The 18,542-nt window shown below is 35.4% G+C and carries 20 protein-coding genes; 10 read left to right on the top strand and 10 right to left on the bottom strand.

Translation table 11 applies throughout. The features are described from left to right. Window positions 1-50 precede the first annotated feature (50 nt). The gene (locus Q0871_RS09545; RefSeq protein WP_299321447.1) at window positions 51-500 is read left to right on the top strand and encodes a hypothetical protein; all 450 of its coding nucleotides are present in this window, start codon (window positions 51-53) and stop codon (window positions 498-500) included. Window positions 501-556: 56 nt separating this feature from the next. Here the strand turns inward: Q0871_RS09545 and Q0871_RS09540 are convergent, their stop codons facing one another. The 4 genes from Q0871_RS09540 to Q0871_RS09525 all read right to left on the bottom strand — a co-directional run bounded on the left by Q0871_RS09540 (window position 557) and on the right by Q0871_RS09525 (window position 6,468). Beyond that, window positions 557-2,968 (bottom strand): TonB-dependent siderophore receptor, encoded by a 2,412-nt coding sequence (locus Q0871_RS09540; RefSeq protein WP_299321443.1) that lies wholly within the window; start codon window positions 2,966-2,968, stop codon window positions 557-559. Beyond that, window positions 2,961-3,689, bottom strand: a complete 729-nt coding sequence (recO, locus tag Q0871_RS09535; RefSeq protein WP_299321438.1) for a DNA repair protein RecO — start codon at window positions 3,687-3,689, stop codon at window positions 2,961-2,963. Before recO ends, Q0871_RS09540 begins: the two co-directional genes overlap by 8 nt. A gap of 120 nt (window positions 3,690-3,809) precedes the next feature. Then, window positions 3,810-5,153 (bottom strand): NADP-specific glutamate dehydrogenase, encoded by a 1,344-nt coding sequence (gene gdhA, locus Q0871_RS09530; protein ID WP_299321432.1) that lies wholly within the window; start codon window positions 5,151-5,153, stop codon window positions 3,810-3,812. A gap of 160 nt (window positions 5,154-5,313) precedes the next feature. Then, window positions 5,314-6,468 (bottom strand): cystathionine gamma-synthase, encoded by a 1,155-nt coding sequence (locus Q0871_RS09525; protein ID WP_299321428.1) that lies wholly within the window; start codon window positions 6,466-6,468, stop codon window positions 5,314-5,316. A gap of 84 nt (window positions 6,469-6,552) precedes the next feature. Here Q0871_RS09525 and Q0871_RS09520 point away from each other — a divergent pair, with 84 nt between their 5' ends. Continuing rightward, a complete protein-coding gene (locus Q0871_RS09520; RefSeq protein WP_299321425.1) occupies window positions 6,553-7,299 on the top strand; it encodes a DUF3298 and DUF4163 domain-containing protein in 747 nt (248 codons plus the stop codon). Here Q0871_RS09520 and Q0871_RS09515 read toward each other — a convergent pair. Next, window positions 7,296-7,757, bottom strand: a complete 462-nt coding sequence (locus tag Q0871_RS09515; protein WP_299321423.1) for a DinB family protein — start codon at window positions 7,755-7,757, stop codon at window positions 7,296-7,298. The two genes, Q0871_RS09520 and Q0871_RS09515, sit on opposite strands and share 4 nt — an antisense overlap. 135 nt (window positions 7,758-7,892) lie before the next feature. Here Q0871_RS09515 and Q0871_RS09510 point away from each other — a divergent pair, with 135 nt between their 5' ends. Next, window positions 7,893-8,246 carry an arsenate reductase family protein gene (locus Q0871_RS09510; protein ID WP_299321420.1) on the top strand — a complete coding sequence of 118 codons (354 nt, stop codon included), beginning with the start codon at window positions 7,893-7,895 and terminating at the stop codon, window positions 8,244-8,246. Beyond that, entirely contained in the window at window positions 8,243-9,145 is a 903-nt protein-coding gene (locus Q0871_RS09505) for a DMT family transporter (RefSeq protein WP_299321418.1), read from the top strand. The genes Q0871_RS09510 and Q0871_RS09505 overlap by 4 nt, the downstream gene beginning before the upstream one ends. Here Q0871_RS09505 and Q0871_RS09500 read toward each other — a convergent pair. Together Q0871_RS09500 and Q0871_RS09495 are read right to left on the bottom strand one after the other, a co-directional pair. Continuing rightward, window positions 9,142-9,759, bottom strand: a complete 618-nt coding sequence (locus tag Q0871_RS09500; RefSeq protein ID WP_299321415.1) for a GntR family transcriptional regulator — start codon at window positions 9,757-9,759, stop codon at window positions 9,142-9,144. The genes Q0871_RS09505 and Q0871_RS09500 overlap by 4 nt on opposite strands. A gap of 106 nt (window positions 9,760-9,865) precedes the next feature. Continuing rightward, complete coding sequence (locus tag Q0871_RS09495) at window positions 9,866-10,339, bottom strand: thioesterase family protein (RefSeq protein WP_299321410.1); 474 nt, start codon at window positions 10,337-10,339, stop codon at window positions 9,866-9,868. Between the two features lie 122 nt (window positions 10,340-10,461). On the opposite strand from Q0871_RS09495, the gene Q0871_RS09490 reads away from it, so the two are divergent. The 5 genes from Q0871_RS09490 (at window position 10,462) to trxA (ending at window position 14,228) form a co-directional block, all read left to right on the top strand. Then, window positions 10,462-11,436: a nitronate monooxygenase family protein gene (locus Q0871_RS09490; RefSeq protein WP_299321406.1), complete on the top strand. Its 975-nt coding sequence runs from the start codon at window positions 10,462-10,464 to the stop codon at window positions 11,434-11,436. A gap of 24 nt (window positions 11,437-11,460) precedes the next feature. Next, entirely contained in the window at window positions 11,461-12,423 is a 963-nt protein-coding gene (locus Q0871_RS09485; RefSeq protein WP_299321404.1) for an alpha/beta fold hydrolase, read from the top strand. A gap of 158 nt (window positions 12,424-12,581) precedes the next feature. Next, a complete protein-coding gene (locus tag Q0871_RS09480; protein ID WP_299321401.1) occupies window positions 12,582-13,061 on the top strand; it encodes a cytochrome c family protein in 480 nt (159 codons plus the stop codon). 223 nt (window positions 13,062-13,284) lie between these two features. Continuing rightward, window positions 13,285-13,887 (top strand): DsbA family oxidoreductase, encoded by a 603-nt coding sequence (locus Q0871_RS09475; RefSeq protein ID WP_299323338.1) that lies wholly within the window; start codon window positions 13,285-13,287, stop codon window positions 13,885-13,887. 44 nt (window positions 13,888-13,931) lie between these two features. Next, the gene (trxA, locus tag Q0871_RS09470; RefSeq protein WP_036157315.1) at window positions 13,932-14,228 is read left to right on the top strand and encodes a thioredoxin; all 297 of its coding nucleotides are present in this window, start codon (window positions 13,932-13,934) and stop codon (window positions 14,226-14,228) included. On the opposite strand, the gene Q0871_RS09465 is transcribed toward trxA, so the two are convergent. Next, window positions 14,225-15,328 carry a lactonase family protein gene (locus Q0871_RS09465; protein WP_299321394.1) on the bottom strand — a complete coding sequence of 368 codons (1,104 nt, stop codon included), beginning with the start codon at window positions 15,326-15,328 and terminating at the stop codon, window positions 14,225-14,227. The genes trxA and Q0871_RS09465 overlap by 4 nt on opposite strands. A 162-nt stretch (window positions 15,329-15,490) precedes the next feature. Between Q0871_RS09465 and Q0871_RS09460 the strand changes: the two genes are divergently transcribed. Continuing rightward, on the top strand, window positions 15,491-15,766 hold the full coding sequence (locus Q0871_RS09460) for a hypothetical protein (RefSeq protein ID WP_299321391.1): 276 nt from the start codon (window positions 15,491-15,493) through the stop codon (window positions 15,764-15,766). A gap of 21 nt (window positions 15,767-15,787) precedes the next feature. Here the strand turns inward: Q0871_RS09460 and Q0871_RS09455 are convergent, their stop codons facing one another. Next, complete coding sequence (locus tag Q0871_RS09455) at window positions 15,788-17,419, bottom strand: SulP family inorganic anion transporter (protein WP_299321388.1); 1,632 nt, start codon at window positions 17,417-17,419, stop codon at window positions 15,788-15,790. An 82-nt stretch (window positions 17,420-17,501) separates the two neighbouring features. Further along, complete coding sequence (locus tag Q0871_RS09450) at window positions 17,502-18,476, bottom strand: phytanoyl-CoA dioxygenase family protein (protein ID WP_299321385.1); 975 nt, start codon at window positions 18,474-18,476, stop codon at window positions 17,502-17,504. Window positions 18,477-18,542: the final 66 nt, after the last annotated feature.

Here is an 18,542-nt window from a genome sequence, read left to right as displayed (position 1 = left end):
AAATTTCTACGTATATTACCACGAACAATTAACCATTTAAGTTTACACAAATGAAAAAAGTAATTTTAGGATCATTAGCAATTTTAGCACTTAGTTTATCTGTTTCTTGTAGAGATGCAGCTGATAAAGCTAAAGCTGCAACTGAAGAAGCAGGAGCTGCATTAGAAAATGCTGGTGACGATTTAAAAGAAGCTGGCGAAGGTGCAATGGATGCTGCCAAAGAAGCTGGTCAAGAAGGTATGGATGCTGCTAAAGAAGCTGGCGAAGGTGCAATGGATGCTGCTGGTGATGCTGCTGATTCAGTAAAAGAAGCTGGTCAAGATGGTATGGACGCTGCTAAGAAAGCTGGTGAAGATACTATGGATGCCGCTAAGAAAGCAGGTCAAGATGGTATGGACGCTGCTAAAGAAGCAGGTAATGACGTAAAAGATGCAGCTAATGATGCTGCTGACAAAGCAGCTCAAAAAGCTGAAGATGTAAAAAAGGCGGTTAAACACTAACAATATCCTTTTTTTTATAAATTAAAAAGACCCGCTAATACCGGGTCTTTTTTTGTTTAAAAATGATAGCCTATACCAAGAATAATATTTAACCCTGGCGCAACTAAACCAGAAGAATATGTTCTATATCGCTGATCTGTTAAATTCTCTATACTAGCGGTTACCTTAAATCTATTGGTTACATCATATTGAGAACGAAAATTTAAAGTGTACCAAGATGGCGCAAACGGATTTCCATTTTCATCTGTAGCATAAATGTACTCTTTAGACTGCTCTGAAACTGCAAGATCATCATACGCGATTTCTCCATTATAATTCAAGAACAAATCTGTTCGTAATCTTTGATTTTTCCATAAGACATGAAAGTCCCCAAAGGTTGGTGCTGCATGACGTGCGGGAGTTTCAGAACCATCATCCTCCTCTTCCACACCTTCTGTAAACGTTAAGTTAGATGATAATGACCATTGCTCGGTCAAATATGCCTCTAACCCAAACTCAAAACCATATACATAGGCTTTAGCTGCATTTTGAATTGCCTGCACGTTACTTAACTCGCCACCATATTCAATTTCAGAAACCCCATTGTAACTAAAATCTCTACGTACCAAAGCGTCTACTAAATACGTGTAATATGCTGCACCCTTTAATATAATCTTATCGTTTATATTTCGCTGTACGCCTATTTCAGCATTATAGGCATACTCAGGCTCTAAATCAGGATTTGGCACGACCACCGACCCTGGTTCAGAATCAAAAATCTTACCGACATCATCTATATTCGGAGCTCTAAAACCTGTAGATCCATTTAAAGTAACCTGTAGATTGGCTCTGGGGAACCAACTGAAACCTACACTACCAGTTAATGCCCCTGTACTTAAATCTGCAGTCTCAAACGGAAAATCATAAAAAGTATCATCGAATACAGCGTCAACCCATACATGGCTATATCGCAAACCAGACATAATCGTAAAATTAGGTTTTGCTTTGTATTCGCCATTTACATACCCAGCCAAGCTTTGCCAAGTTGAACCATCTGGGTAGCGTGATGCAGCATCGGTTTGTTCATCAGTATTAATATTTAAATCAAAACCATCTGACCTTACTTTATTATATATATACTCAGTACCATAATACAGTCTGAAATCGCCAATCTTCTTATTCTCCAAATCAATATTAAAGTTTACCGCATCTACTTTTTCTTTGGTTGTATTTCTTATCTCATCTTGAAAATCTCTGTTAATTCTACTTTCTTCAAAATGCTGATATGCCAAACCTAATTTTAAACCATCATATACTTTACCGTTTCCTTTTTTCTGAACTTGCGCATTTCCCATAAACCACTTCTGTGGTCCATAGTACCATTCTGCTGAACGCAAGCCTAAACCATCACTTGCGGGTCTAATTAAACGGTCATATCTAGAATAATTAGATGTTTCAGTATAATAGGCACCTAAGTTCAAATCCCATTTTGTATTGGGTTTAAACAGAAATTTTTGCATGAAATTTATTTGATCATATCCTGTTGGTACTTGTTTTTTTGGCGAATCATTTTCTACCAATTCATCAATACCATTTACAGTTTGCACGTATGTATTTCTTAAATAAGAATCTGGACCGTGAGAACCCATTCTTAAATCTTGAAAATTATTATACGTCATACTTGTAAGTGAAGACCATGTTTTTTTACCTAGGTTAATATCTGCATGTACGGTGTTCTCCATATTCGCCGATGCAAATCTATAATTGGTATTACCGTGTACCAGAAGGCTATCATTCTGCGACAACATTGGTTTTTTAGTATAAAAGTTCATAACACCACCAATTGCATCGCTACCATATATAACCGAACCCGGACCAAAAATAACCTCTGTATTCTTAATTGTGAAGGGATCAACAGATATTACATTTTGCACATTACCACCTCTAAATATGGCGTTGTTCATTCTTACCCCATCAACAGATAGTAGTAATCTATTAGTAGCAAACCCACGAATCATTGGACTACCACCACCCATTTGGCTTTTTTGCACGAATACTTTACCGCTATTTTGAAGTAAATCTGCCGCCGTTTGTGGTGCAGAAAAAGCAATTGACCTTGCATCTAAAGAAACTATTCTATTGGGTATATCTCTTTTTTGTTGCTCCCATTTAGAAACGGACATTACCACTTCATCTAATTGCTGAGCCTTCATAATCAAGTAGGCGCTATTACCTTGTCTTTGTAATTGCAGCTTAGTGGTTTTAAATTCTTGATAACCAATATGCTTTAGGGTAATGCGTTCTTTACTTGTAAATACAGAAGCATCAAAAACCCCATCGAAATTTGATAGTGCAATCTTAGATTTATCTTTGTTGTATACGGCAACATTGGAAACCTCCTCACCACTATCGGCATCTAGCACGATAATTTCTTGAGCATTGCCAAAATAACAACATAAAAAAAGTGCTATAAATAGATACTTATACATACGTATTAAAAACATCATTTAAAACGGCAAGCGACTTTGGTTTTCTAAAACCTTGTAAATGCAATTCAAAATAAAGGATTAAAGATTTCAGTAATTCTTGGCGATTATTTTTTTTCATCTTCACGGTATGCATTGCATCAAAATTTGTGCCCAATAAGGTCTTGAAATAATAAATATTCTCCCCTCTTAACATTGGGTTCAATGATTCAACGGCAGCAAACTCCCCTTCTAACAAATCGAAATAGGGCTTATCTATCTGATATACATCTGGATAAAAACCTAAAAAGCGTGTCAATGACAACATAAAATAGAGATGAAAATTAGCCACATCTTTATGCATATCTAACCATTGTAACGATGCTTCTAAAAACTGGAACAAATCTTCATTTTTCTCTTCTTCCCGTATGCTATTCCCTAATAGCTCTGCTAAAAATAAGGTCATTGCATTTTTAGCCATGTCTGCATATAAAGTTTGATAGTGATAAAAAACCTTTGCTTCTTTAAGGGTCTCTAATGTGCCCTTGTTTTTATGGTTGGCAACAATTTCTAACTGTGTTAAAGGCTGAAAATAGGCAGTTTTTAATTTTCCTTTCTTTGAAGATAACACCCCGCGTAATAAATATGATTTTATACCATCTGATGCTGTAAAGGCTTTGACAATAAGACTTGTATCGCCATATTTAAGTGCAGAAAATATTATAGCCTTTGTGGTCACCTGCATATTAGAACATCTATTTCAACAAAGATAGTTGATTGAAGCTTGTTGACAACCTTGCATAAAAAAATGCGAGACCCTAAAATAGAGTCTCGCATCATATGTTTAATACAGTAATCTTAAGTTCTAGATAACACCTTGTGCTAACATGGCATCGGCCACCTTAACGAAACCAGCAATATTGGCTCCTTTTACATAGTTACAGAAACCATCTTTTTCCTTACCGAACTCTATACAAGAATCGTGAATATCTTCCATTATATCTTTCAAACGCTCATCAACCTCTTCACGTGTCCAGCTAATTCTTAATGAATTCTGAGACATTTCTAGACCTGACGTTGCAACACCACCTGCATTTGAAGCTTTACCTGGTGCAAACAATATTTTTGCGTTATTGAATTCATGAACAGCATCTGTATCACAAGGCATGTTAGCACCTTCCGCAACACACATACATCCATTTTTCAATAGCTTTTTAGCATCATCTTGATCCAACTCATTTTGGGTAGCACATGGTAATGCAATATCACATTTTACTTCCCAAGGTGTTTTTCCTTTATGAAATTCAGCAGAAGCATATTTATCTGCATACTCAGAAATACGTCCTCTTTTGTTATTCTTAAGATCCATTACAAAAGCAAGCTTCTCATCATTAATGCCGTCTTTGTCATAAATATATCCGCTAGAATCTGAAAGTGTTACCACTTTAGCCCCTAATAAAATTGCTTTTTCAGCTGCATACTGAGCTACGTTTCCTGATCCAGAAATTACTACTGTTTTGCCTTCAAAAGTTTCGTTTTTCGTCTTTAGCATACTTTGTGCAAAATACACAGTACCGTAACCTGTAGCTTCTGGTCTAATTTTAGAACCACCCCAAGAAAGACCTTTACCTGTTAATACACCGGTAAACTCATTACGTATCTTTTTGTACATACCAAAAAGGAAACCTATCTCACGAGCTCCAACGCCAATATCACCAGCAGGTACATCTGTATTAGGACCTATATGTCTATTTAATTCTAACATAAAGGCATGACAAAAACGCATTACCTCATCATCAGATTTACCTTTTGGATCAAAATCAGAACCACCTTTACCACCACCCATTGGCAATGTTGTAAGACTGTTCTTGAATACTTGCTCAAAAGCCAAGAATTTTAAGATACTTGCATTTACAGTTGGGTGAAAACGCAAACCACCTTTATATGGTCCAATAGCAGAATTCATTTGAATTCTATAGCCACGGTTTACATGAATTTCACCATCATCGTCTACCCAAGCCACTCTAAAAGAAATTAAACGCTCTGGCTCAACCATTCTCAAAAGAATGTTTTTACCATTATATATGTCTTGACTGGCAATATATGGTATAACCGTTTCTGCAACTTCTTGCACCGCTTGAATGAATTCTGGTTCATGTCCATTTCTGGAAATTACCTCGTCCATAAATGCTTTTATTTTATTCTCCATAAAGCTATATAAACTTATTTAAATTATTGATTTCAAAATATAACGTCAAAATTATGATATTTGTGTAATTTGGTGGCTTAATTTTTTAAAATTCGATAAAATTTGTTGTTTTGACAACAAACTACCTATTCTTACTACATTTAATTTAACATCTGGTCATTTATTCTATCGCTTGTTCTAAATCTGCTATTAAATCATCAATATCTTCAATACCAACACTTAATCTAATTAACGAATCAACCACTCCGCTTCTAAGTCGTTCTTCTTTTGGAATACTTGCATGGGTCATACTTGCAGGATGACCGGCCAGACTTTCTACGCCACCTAAAGACTCTGCTAACGTAAATACCTGTAACTTTTCTACAATCTTAATCGCATCTTCATAACTACCACCTTTGGGCACAAAAGAAATCATACCTCCAAAATCTTTCATCTGCTCTTTTGCGACATAATGATTAGGATGGTCTTCGAAACCTGGCCAGTAGACTTTTTCTATTTTAGGATTGCTTTTAAGATATTCTGCAATTGCTCTACCATTTTCACAATGGCGTTGCATACGTATATGCAGTGTTTTTATTCCTCTCAAGACCAAAAAACTATCCATAGGTCCACAAATGGCACCGCTTGCATTTTGTATAAAGTAGAGTTTATCTGCTAATTCTTTGTCTTTGACCACTAATGCTCCAACAACCGTATCGCTATGACCACCAAGATATTTGGTCGCTGAATGCATTACAATATCTGCCCCCAGTTCTAACGGTAATTGCAAATAAGGCGTAGCAAAGGTATTATCTACCGCTAACATTATATCTGTCTCTTTAGTTAAGGCAGCTACTGCTTTTATATCTATAATATTCATCATTGGGTTGGTAGGTGTTTCTACCCAAATCAACTTTGTTTTAGAATTGATTTTATCACGTACAGCATCAGTGCCTTGCATACCTACAAAATGGAAGACTATACCAAACTTTTCAAATATCTTTTTGAATATTCTATAAGTCCCTCCATAAAGGTCATCTGTTGAAATTACTTCATCACCAGGGGCTAACAATTTAATGACCGCGTCAATCGCTGCGATACCACTACCAAAGGCTAAACCAAATTCACCACCCTCTATACTTGCCAAAGAATTTTCTAAAGCAGTTCGTGTAGGGTTGGCACTTCTAGAATATTGATAACCTTTATGACCACCAGGTGTAGTTTGGGCATATGTTGATGTTTGATATATAGGTGGCATAACAGCACCATATGCTTCATCTGGTTGTTGACCACCATGTATGGTTTTCGTATTAAACTTTAAGTTTTTAGAGGTCATGTTCAAATATTTATAACACAAATGTATTGTTATCTTTCGGGGAATACAATGAAGCTGTATTTTTACACTAAATCTATTTTCTCCATGAAATCCAAGCTTACCTGCCTACTAATTTTCTTTTCATTTATTGCCTGTAATAATAAGGACTCCCTTTCTTTTGAACCATTGACTATCGCTACTGATTCTTGCGAGAATTGCACCTCCGTTCGTATCGAAATACCTGAGGCATCTGGCAAAACAAAACTAAGCAAGACTATCAATGCTGCCTTAGAAGGTGAAATCATTGCTTTATTGAATTTTGGTGAGGAAAGTAATGCACAAAACCTTGAAGAAGCTAAAGAAGTTTTTGTGTCTGATTATGAAGAACTAAATGGAAAATTTCCTGAAGAATCTATGCCATGGGAAGCTGCAATCGAAGGCACCATAGCCTTCGAAAACAAAGTTATAATTACTATTAAGCTAGAATCATATATTTATACCGGTGGAGCACACGGCTACGGTACCAGCAGATTTTTAAATTTTGACAAACTTAATGGTGTAGAATTGTACCAAGAAGATTTATTCAATAACCTTGATGAATTCAAAATCTATTCCGAGACGCTTTTTAGAAAGCAAGAAAACATACCCGCAGAAGGTTCTATAAATAATACTGGTTTCATGTTCGAAACTGAGAATTTCTATTTGCCCGACAATTTAGGGTATACCGAAACCGGACTCCTGCTTTTCTACGAACCTTATGAAATAGCTTCTTTTGCAGATGGTCCAATTACGCTAACCATACCTTATACACAAGCAAACTCTTTTTTAAGGTACACGCAACAACAACCTTAAGTCAGTTGTTTTAGCAACAGGGAGATTTGCCCAAGGTGCAACCCTTCGTGTAACAAATTAAACACTATTGCATCATCAACATTTTTGAGCGTAACTCGCGCACTTGTAGTATACTCGTTAAATGTTTGAAAAAGTGCCGTATCGTAATCTTCAATAAGCCATTCTGCCGAAGAAATTAAAAAATCTGCTACCATCATCATCTCTTCTTCGGTTGCTGTACCATCTGGCACTGTACCTTTACTGAATTTGGCAACCAAATCATTTGGTATACGCATTTGTAAACCACTTAACTTGTAAATAAGAAGTTGTTGCGTTGCTACCGTATGGGCTATATTCCAATAAACATTGTTATTAAATCCTTCAGGTATTTTAAGCAGTTTTTCTTTAGGAGTCTCTGTTAATATCGTATGTAGGTTTCTACGATTTTGTAACATAATACCAAATAAATTCTCAGTCATCATTTCACATTTTATACTTTGTAAAAATAGCACAATTAATGATATTTAAGTTTCTTTGTATTTCTAAAACCTTCATCACATAAAGGTGGTTTTTTTTCGGAAGGATAAAAAGCATCATCCTTAACTTTCAAAATCATGAAAAAAATATACCATTTAAGCACTTGTTCTACTTGTCAACGTATTATCAAAGAACTACAACCACTTACAGATTTTGAACTACAGGACATTAAAACAAAACCTATAACGCCTTCTCAGCTAGAACAAATGCATAGTCTTTCTAAGAGCTATGAAGATTTATTCAGCAAAAGAGCTGTTTTGTACCGAGAGCGAAATCTAAAGGAACAAAACCTTTCTGAAGAAAATTTTAAAGAGTTGATATTAGAACAATACACCTTCTTAAAACGGCCTGTAATTATTGTTGATAACCAAATTTTTATTGGAAATAGTAAGAGAGTGGTAGAAGCCGCTAAAACGGCAATTCACTCGTGAGCAAAAGACTACTAGCCATACTCGCTGCTATTGGGGCAACTACCATTTATGGAGTCAACCACACTATTGCCAAAGGTATTATGCCACATTATGTGCAACCCTTCGGGTTTATAATTTTAAGGCTTCTCGGTGCTGCTATTCTATTTTGGCTCATTTCACCTTTTGGACCTAAAGAACGTATCGACCCTAAAGATTATTTACGCATGTTGATTTGTGCCCTATTAGGCATGGGCTTAAATATGATGGTGTTTTTCAAAGGACTATCACTATCTACTCCAATAAATAGTGCCGTATTAATCACCACCACGCCAATTGTAGTACTAATTCTATCGGCAGTAATTTTAAAAGAAAAAATATCGAGAAGAAAAATAATAGGAATCACTATTGGATTACTTGGTGCACTAGGCTTAATCTTGTTCGGTACCGAAGTTAGACAAGACGCTCCGAATATACCTCTAGGTAATTTCTTGATTTTTTTGAACTCAATTTTCTACGGATCCTACCTAGTATTGGTAAAAATTCTAATTAGCAAATATCATCCATTTACATTTATGAAATGGCTGTTCTCTTTAGGTGTTCTTATATGCTTACCTCTTGGATACGAAGAATTCATGGAAATTTCTTGGAGCACTTTACCTTTAAAAGCCTATTTCGGTATTGGTTTTGTAATTCTTGGAACAACATTCTGCACCTACCTGTTTAATATTTTTGCGCTAACCCAATTAAAAGCCTCTACCCTAAGCGCTTTTGTATACGTACAACCACTAGTGGGCATTACATATGCCGTTTTTACAGGTCAAGACACTATTACTACAGTGAAAATTATTGCTGCCTGTTTTGTTTTAGTTGGGATTTATCTTTCTAGCAAAAGACCAAAGAGACAACTACAGCAAAATTAAATATGTGATTTTTTTGCATTTTCTAAATTTAACGACACCACCTCAATAGCCTTTTTTTCATCCCGGTGATGCATAGCAGAGACTAAATCAAGATGTTCTTGCAAGATTACATTCAAAGATCTGTTCAGCCCCACAAGATCCATAAAAGACAGTATTTTGGCTGACTTATACATTTGATATAATGTTCTATTCCCACAATTCTTTACAATATATTCGTGAAAATATCGATCGATTTTATAGAACACATATCCGTTTTTAGGTCCATTCTCAAATGGTACTAACAAATTTCTTAAATCATCAATTTTAGATTGCGGTGCATTACGTGTAAATAATTTAACCGCCATAGTTTCTAAAGCTATTCTACAATCGAACATTTCTACAATTTCTTGCTCACACAATTCTCGTACAGAAAGTCCATTATCTAAATTACCGACCAATAAACTCTCTTGTTTTAACTGCTGTAAAACTACAGGTACAGTGTCGTCGTTAATTCGTAAAGTGTGTGATAACCTATGCTCAGTAATAAGTTGCCCAGGCACCAACTTTTTGGTTACAATCAACTTTTTAACTTTACCGTATGTTTCTTGAAATATTTCTTCTGGTAGGCTAACCATTAAGCAAATATATTATTATCGGTTATTGATCACTCAACAGTCTAAGGGGGAGTACAACTGTAATTAATTGAATCATTTAAAAATAAAGTTTTTAACACTACGATTCCTATAAATTTTTAGGAATTTTCAAAAATTCTCTAGTATGTTCTTTTGTCAGCACTCTAAATCCTTCTCCTTTTTCTAAATCACGGAATTTATTCATCAATTCTTCTGTCAATCCCATCAACTTTCTTGACTCTAAACTGATCCAAGCTCCCATCATTTCACAACGCGCTATGTTTTCTCCTTTGTCATTGTAAAAATTATGGTGGAACTCAAAAAATTTACCATCTTCACTTAGTCCCATAATCTCTAAAGAAACTTTAACCTGATTACCAAGAAAGGCTTCTTTAAAATAATACATATGTTCATAAAACGCTACAGGACCTATTTTATAAGTAACCATTGTCTTTTGATCAAAGCCCTGCGCCATTAAAAAAGCCATTCGAGTATGGCTCATAAGATTAACATATGCCGAATTCGCTAAATGACGATTTGCATCTATATCACTCCACCGTACTTCAAAATCCTTTGTAAACATTTTTATAATTTTTACTATGCATGCATAATACCTTATAAAAATAGCATAGTTTTGAAATGTAAGAACTAAAAAACATCGTTTTTTATAGTTATTTTTAAATCACTTTCAAAATTTACAGCACTATGTCAAATAAACCCCCTTTCATTAAAGAATTATCATTGCCCGCAGTTGCAGCCCCAATGTTTTTAATTTCTGGACCACAATTGGTTATTGAATGTTGTAAAAATGGCATTGTTGGTACGTTCCCGGCATTGAACCAACGCACTAGTGAAGGTTTTGAAGAATGGCTTATTGAAATAAAATCTGCCCTAAAGACCTTTGAAGAAGAGACAGGTAAAAAACCTGCCCCGTTTGGCGTAAATTTAATTGTACACGCAACAAACCCAAGATTAGAAGCAGATGTAAAGTTATGTGTAAAGCACAAAGTACCTTTGATCATCACTTCTTTAGGTGCTGTCTCTCAAGTAGTAGATGCTATTCACAGTTATGGTGGATTGGTTTTTCACGATATCATAAAAAAACGCCATGCCGAGAAAGCTGCCGAAGCCGGTGTAGACGGATTGATTCTTGTTGCTGCAGGTGCAGGTGGTCATGCAGGTACAATTAACCCAATGCCTTTAGTTGCTGAAATAAAGAAATTCTACCATAAAACTATTCTTCTTTCCGGTTGTATTAGTACGGGTAGAGACATTGCATCTGCCCTACAAATGGGTGCTGATTTAGCTTATATGGGTACCAGATTCATAAATACAAATGAAAGCAAAGCTACTCCTGAATATCGACAAATGATTATTGATGCAGGTGCTAGCGATGTGGTTTATACTGCTTCAATTTCTGGTGTACACGCCAATTTTTTAGGTGCTAGTTTAAAAGCTGCGGGTATCACAGAAGAAGACCTTAAAAAAGATGTAAAAATTGATTTTGGAAAAGAAATGAATACTGAAGCCAAAGCTTGGAAAACCATTTGGTCTGCAGGTCAAGGTTCTGCACTCATTGACGATTCCATTCCTGTTGCCGAATTGGTATCACATTTAAAGACAGAATTTAAAGAGGCTATCGAAGAACAAATAAAAGTTCTAGAAACATACCCTAAATAAACAAATTTTAGCTTTTACAAATAGATGCCTTTACTTAACTCTACATATAATCCGCCATTGTTTTTTAAGAACGGACACCTATCTACCATATATTCCGGTTTAGTTAGAAAAGTAGCAGATGTAGAGCAAATACGTATTCGAATTACATTACCCGATGCTGACTTTCTAGATACAGACTGGAGCTATGCTTCATCTCCTTCTCAAAAATTGGTTATCATAATCCATGGTCTAGAAGGAAGTTCCAAGAGAGCATATATAAAAGGTAGTGCTAAAGTTTTAACACAATCTGGCTATGACGTTTGCGCCATTAACTTAAGAGGTTGTAGTGGTACTGCCAACAAATTATTTCGCTCTTACCACTCAGGAGCAACCGAAGATCTACACGCTGTTATTGAACATGTTTTACAATTAAATAAATACCAAAATATTTTCTTACACGGCTTTAGCCTTGGTGGTAATCTTCTACTTAAATACTTAGGTGAAAAACGAGAATTACCTACTGAAATTAAGGGAGCAGTTGCCATTTCAGTGCCTTGCCAATTAGCAGATTCACTGCACCAGTTACTTCAGTTTAAGAATGCAATATATGCCAAACGTTTCAAGGGAAACCTCATAAAAAAACTGAAGCTAAAGCAAGAATTATTTCCTGACCTTATTTCCGATACAGATATCGAAAACATTAAAACCCTTAAAGATTTTGATAATTTTTACACCAGTAGAGCACATGGTTTTAAAGATGCAATGGACTACTATGCCAAAAGCAGCAGTCTTCAGTTCTTAGACAAGATCAAAGTACCCACACTGATAATTAACGCACTAAACGATTCTTTTTTAGGGTCCGAGTGTTATCCTATAGAAATTGCCAAACACCACAGCAAACTTTTTCTTGAAATGCCTAAATATGGTGGTCATGTAGGTTTTTACGGTAACAATAACTTAACTTACGCGGAGCGGCGTACATTAGAATTCTTAGATAATATAAACTAAGGTTAGAGCACAAATATAAAATCACTCATACAAATTGTTACTTACTTAAAATTATTAGTTAAAAACTTAACTCCATACGTATTAAAATATACTTCAACCCGCAAAAATTCATATATTAGTTGCTCAATTTACAGACAACACTTAAAAGATAGTAACGTATGCGCAAATTATTCACTTTATTAGCTCTTAGCACAATGATTATTAGTTGTGGTGAGAAGAAGGAAGAGAAAAAAGAAGGTTTTGAAATGAACAGAACCAAAAAAGAAGTTAAAAAAGAAACGGCAAGTGAAGGCGTTCCTGTTGATTTAGATAATAAAGGGGTTGGTCCAATAACTAGTGTTACTTTTGATGAGGCAGTAAACGAAGAAATGGCCGCTGCAGGTAAAGAAAAATTTCAAGCCATTTGTACAGCTTGCCATATGGCAGAGCAACGTATGATCGGTCCGGCATTGAAAGGTGTTTACGAACGTAGAAGTCCAGAATGGGTAATGAACATGATTATCAATCCTGATAAAATGTTGAAAGAAGATCCTATTGCAAAAGCATTATTGAAAGAATACAACAATGCAATTATGCTTAATCAGAATTTAAAGGAAGAGGATGCTCGTAACTTAGCAGAGTACTTACGTACGCTATAAAGTTAAACGCCAATCTAATACTGAAAACCCTTTCATAAATATGAAAGGGTTTTCTTTTTACCAATTACTCGTTGTCATTTTATAAAGTATGTTTTTACTACTTTTTACGACCAATTAGGTATTAAATGATTGATATATGCGAAACGATAAAATAAAAATAGATATAGTTTCTGATGTTGCTTTACCATGGTGTTATGTTGGTAAGAAAAGATTATAAAAAGCAATAAAAGAATGGGATGGCGCCGAGATAGAAATTGAGTGGCACCCTTTTCAACTAGACCCAAATATACCAAAGGAAGGACTAGACAGGGATACTTACCTTACCAATAAATTTGGCAGTGTAGACGGACCTTTGGAAATGACGAAACGTTTAGAAGAAAGCGGAAAAGAAGAAGGTATCAACTTTAACTTTGGAAAAGAATGGTTGGCGGTAAATACACTACCGTTACATCAACTTTTACATGTGGCAGGTGAAGAGGGTTTTAAAGACGCTCTTAAAGAGCGTTTTATGAAAGCATACTTTGATGAAAATCTTCATTTAAACGATGTTGATGTTCTAAGTACTATTATGGCTGAATATGACTGGTCGCCAGAAAAAACACAAGAAATTTTAAATGAAGATGCAATTGCATATTCTGTAAAACAAGAAATTGCTCATTACCAACAACGCGGTGTTAACAGTGTGCCTTTCTTTATTATCAATGATAAATTTGGAATTAGCGGTGCTCAACCACCAGCAGCATTCTTAGAAGCTTTTCAACAAGTAGCGCCTTTAAAAATAATTGCTACGGGTGATAGTTGTGATCCTTCTACAGGAATTTGCTAATTTAATACTAGCTAAAAATTATTATTAATTATAAATCAAAAGATATGAAAGCATCATTTTCTGATATCATTAAAGGGGACACTCCGGTTTTAGTAGACTTTTTTGCTGACTGGTGTGGACCTTGTAAAACGCTAGCTCCTATTCTAAAAGACGTAAAAACCGATTTAGGAGACGCTATTAAAGTCGTAAAAATCGACGTAGATAAAAATCAAACATTGGCATCTCAATACCAAGTTAGAGGTGTGCCTACTATGATTCTTTTTAAAGATGGAAAGCAGGTTTGGAGACAATCTGGGGTAGTGCCAAAAAATGACTTATTACAAATTATAAATTCTAATTAATAGAATTTTAAACATACTGGACTAGGCAAATCAACTTGGCTTACAAAACTTAGAGTGCCATTTTCTGCATCTCTATTAAAAACAACAATATTGTTGCTACGTTGATTTGCTACCAGTACATATTTACCAGTAGGGTCTATACTAAAGTTTCTTGGCCAATCGCCTTTTACAGACTCTCTACCTACTAATTCTAATTTTCCGGTAGTTTCATCTACCTTAAATATTACTACTGTATTCTCCCCTCTATTTGTTCCATATAGAAATTTACCGTCTGGTGATAAATGAAGATCAGCACAAAAACTCTCACCTTCAAAATCTGATGCTAAAGTATCATACGTTTGCTTACCATAATACTTGCCCTCCTCTTTCTGAAACATTGTTATGGTAGAGTTTAATTCATTGATTATATAAAGAAATTCTGCATCATTAGAAGCAACAAAATGTCTTGGTCCTGCACCTTCAGCAACCACTAACTCTTTCTGATTGCTTGGAACAAAGTTATTCTTGGACCCTGTGTACTTTTTTATTCGGTCAAGACCTAAATCAGACACCATTAATTCTCCGTTTAAAAACGATGCCATATGTGCATGAGCTTTCCTAGTAGAATCTAAAACTTTATGATCTATAATTTGTGGAGAAGGTTTTAGATTTCCATTTTCCAACGCATTATACACTGCAACATTACCACCAGAATAGTTTGCTGCTGCCACTAGATTGCCATCATTACTAACACCTACAAAACATGGGTTAGCACCATGTGTAGATTGTTCTTCTACATATACAAGAGAAGTATCCTTTACTCTGAATGTGGTAATTGACCCATCGTCCTTTTTATAATCATCTACTTCGCTTACGGCATATAAAGAATTTCTATCTGGAGAAAATGATATGTAAGATGGGTTTTTAATCTTAGCAACTAAAGTTTGGTTTGTCAATTCACCAGTACCTAAGTTTAAATTGTATCTATAAATACCCTCGCTACCATTATCCGTATACGTTCCTACGAAAAGAACTTCTTCGTTTATAGACTCTTCCACCTTACAACTGTTAAAAATAATCAATCCTATAATTGCGATAAGCAAACTTATTTTACTCTTCATATTTCCGATACTCTAATTTATTAAAACTCTCCTCAATAAAGAGAAAAATCAATCTTGCATTAAAATCAATAAATGTATTAAAGAATTGTTCAAAAAAATAAGAATAATTTAATTATATGTAACAAAACCTTCGAATTTACTACATATAAGAAAGAAAGAACGATGGGATACGGAGGACAACCAATGAAAGTAATAAAGGCAAATAGGGCGCTGCTTAAAAAAAGTAGAAGCTTTAGAGATTTGCGTAAAGATTATCTAGACTACTCGAAAGAAACTAAATTACATTTTAAAGAACTTACAGATGTAGAGCGTAAAATAGTGCGTGATAAAATAAGAGCGCAAGCTAAAAAAGACAGCCTACAAGAAATAGGAACTTACATCCTTTCCATAACAATAGTCTTAGCAGCTTTTTATGCTATCTATACTTATGCATCATAACAAGCTCCAATATGCAAGCTCTTATAACCCCCACAACTTAAAAGGATTTTTAGTTTCGGGTTCATCTTCTTTTGATTTTGAAAGAGGCTTGTCTACCATAACTTTGTAGGTAGGATCTTCCATAACATTTACATCTATAATATCATCTGCGGCAGCTAATAAACGTATACAGTCATTACTCAAGTGACGTAAATGAACTTTTTTACCCACTTGGGCATAGCGTTCGGTAATCTTGTTTAATGCCTCTATACCGCTCATATCTGAAACACGACTTTCTCTGAAATCGATAATAACTTCGCTTGGATCACTTTGGACATCAAATTTTTCATTAAAAAGCGTAGTTGAACCAAAGAATAAAGGACCATATATTTCATAATGCTTTACCCCGTTTTCATCTACATATTTTCTTGCTCTAATTCTCTTGGCACTTTCCCACGCAAATACCAATGCCGATATAATTACCCCTATCAATACCGCTAATGCCAAATTATGAAGTACTACGGTAATTAAAGTAACCAATATCATTACAAAAATATCTGACCTTGGCATTCTTCTTAAAGCCTTGAAACTTGCCCACTCAAATGTACCTACGGAAACCATTACCATAACACCTACCAAGGCAGCTATAGGCACTAATTCTATTACCGGTGCACCAAACAATATGATTAATAATATGGTTAATGCAGCAATGATACCAGATAATCTTGCCCTTGAACCTGCTGACAGGTTTACCAAAGTCTGTGCAATCATTGGGCAACCACCCATACCACCAAAGAAACCGTTCAATATATTTGCGCCGCCTTGTGCCAAACACTCTCTGTTACTGTTACCTTTTGTATTTGTAATCTCATCTACCAAGTTCAAGGTAAGTAAGCCTTCGGTAAGTCCTACCGCTGCCATTATTAATCCGTAAGGTAAAATAATCTTAAAGGCTTCAAGGGTAAAGGGAATAGTTGGTATATGAAAAGAAGGTAAAGATCCACTAAGTGACTTCAACTCTTCTCCTGGTAGCGTATCTTGATTAATAATGTCTACCACTTGTTTAGTTTCTATTTTTAGAAAATATACTACTAGAAACACTACAATGATTCCTATCAATGAAGCTGGAACCGCTTTAGTAAGTTTGGGAACAAAAACGATTATTGCAATGGTAAACAGCACCAAGCCAACCATAGTATACAATGTTGTACCTGTTAACCAAACCGCAGCATCGCCTACGCCAACTTTAAATTGATCCATTTGTGCCATAAAAATAATTATGGCCAAACCATTAACAAACCCAAACATTACAGGCTGAGGTACTAAGCGAATAAATTTACCAAGCTTTAAAAATCCAACAATCAATTGAAAAACACCTGCCAAAGCAACTGCTGCAAAAACATATTCTAAACCATGAGAATTCATTAATGCCATTAATACAACTACTGTTGCCCCTGCTCCACCAGAAATTAACCCAGGTCTTCCACCAAAAATCGCTGTAACCAAGCCCATGATAAAAGCACCATACAAACCTACTAATGGCGAAAACCCTGCAAGAATAGCAAACATCAATGATTCTGGGATCATTGTCATTGCAACCGTTAATCCTGCTAAAATTTCATTTTTATAATCTACTTTCTGATTGAAATCGAAAATATTGAGGTATTTCTGCATGCCCGATGAATTTAAGGGCGCAAAAATAAGTCATATTTATTGGCCTCGCCACTAACAAGCAGATTATTACCATATTATCTCTCTACCAGGCTTTTAGACCTAATAATTTCTCTCCTAAAGGTGATAATTTAGCAGTATCATATTTGGTTTGCTCCCATTTACGTGGATCACCCGGAAATGCATACCCTTCTGGGGCTATTTTGTTCTTCCAAGAATTAACTCTCCAATGACGCATTTCTTCATTTTCCGGCTCTGCTGGCATCATTGAAATGTACTGCGCTATACGAACTTTATCTTTTGATTTATTGGGTCTTATACCATGAGGTTCCGTACTATTGAAAATTAACAGATCACCTGCCTTCATTTTCACTTTTACGATTTTATCTTCCAAATCATCTAATGAAGGCTGAAAGCGATCTCTATCTTCTAGCTGTGTCAGTTTCCAAGAATCGTAATTACGGTATAACCAAGGTATACATTGAAAGCCTCCCATATTCTCGTCATCTTGGTCAGCTAATGCCAATACTCCTTGTACATTTTGTGGTTTTGTTTCCGGGTCATAATCCCAATGAATGAATCCTTTCTTATCTACCCCTGGTGGTAACGGAAAATTTAAATTTGCCCTATCTATTGTCACCCAAAGTTTTTCTGTTCCCCAAACATCTACAAAAGCATCATATACTCTTTGCGTTTGTCTATTGTTCCATAAATGTTGATGGTTGTAAACCTCAACCATACCTGTACCAGTCAACTCTTTCATTTGCATCTCTGCTCTTGGTGGTGCATACCATGTTGAAGAATCTGTAGGACTCTTTTCATCAAACATCCAAAGAAAATCTGCCGTAGCTTTTGCTTGCTCCAAGGGTACTGCATTCTTTATTACGACATAGCCATTTTCCATCCAGAATTTCCAATCTTCCTCGCTGAGTACACGAAGTGGTTTACCGTTAGATCGATCATTCAATTTTTGTTTACTGCTTGTTGCCGTTGATGGATTACCGGGTATATCCTTATGCGCTTTATTACCTTGTTCAACCTTATTGTTTATTTGCTGCATCGTATATGAATTTAAGTTGTTGAGTGATATAAAACTACTGAGCGCGAGGAACTTAAACTACCGTAA

This window comes from uncultured Maribacter sp., assembly GCF_947500985.1.
In the GTDB taxonomy this organism is placed as follows: Bacteria; Bacteroidota; Bacteroidia; order Flavobacteriales; family Flavobacteriaceae; genus Maribacter.
Note: the sequence above shows the minus strand (reverse complement) of the source record. Positions and strands in the feature narration are given on the sequence as shown.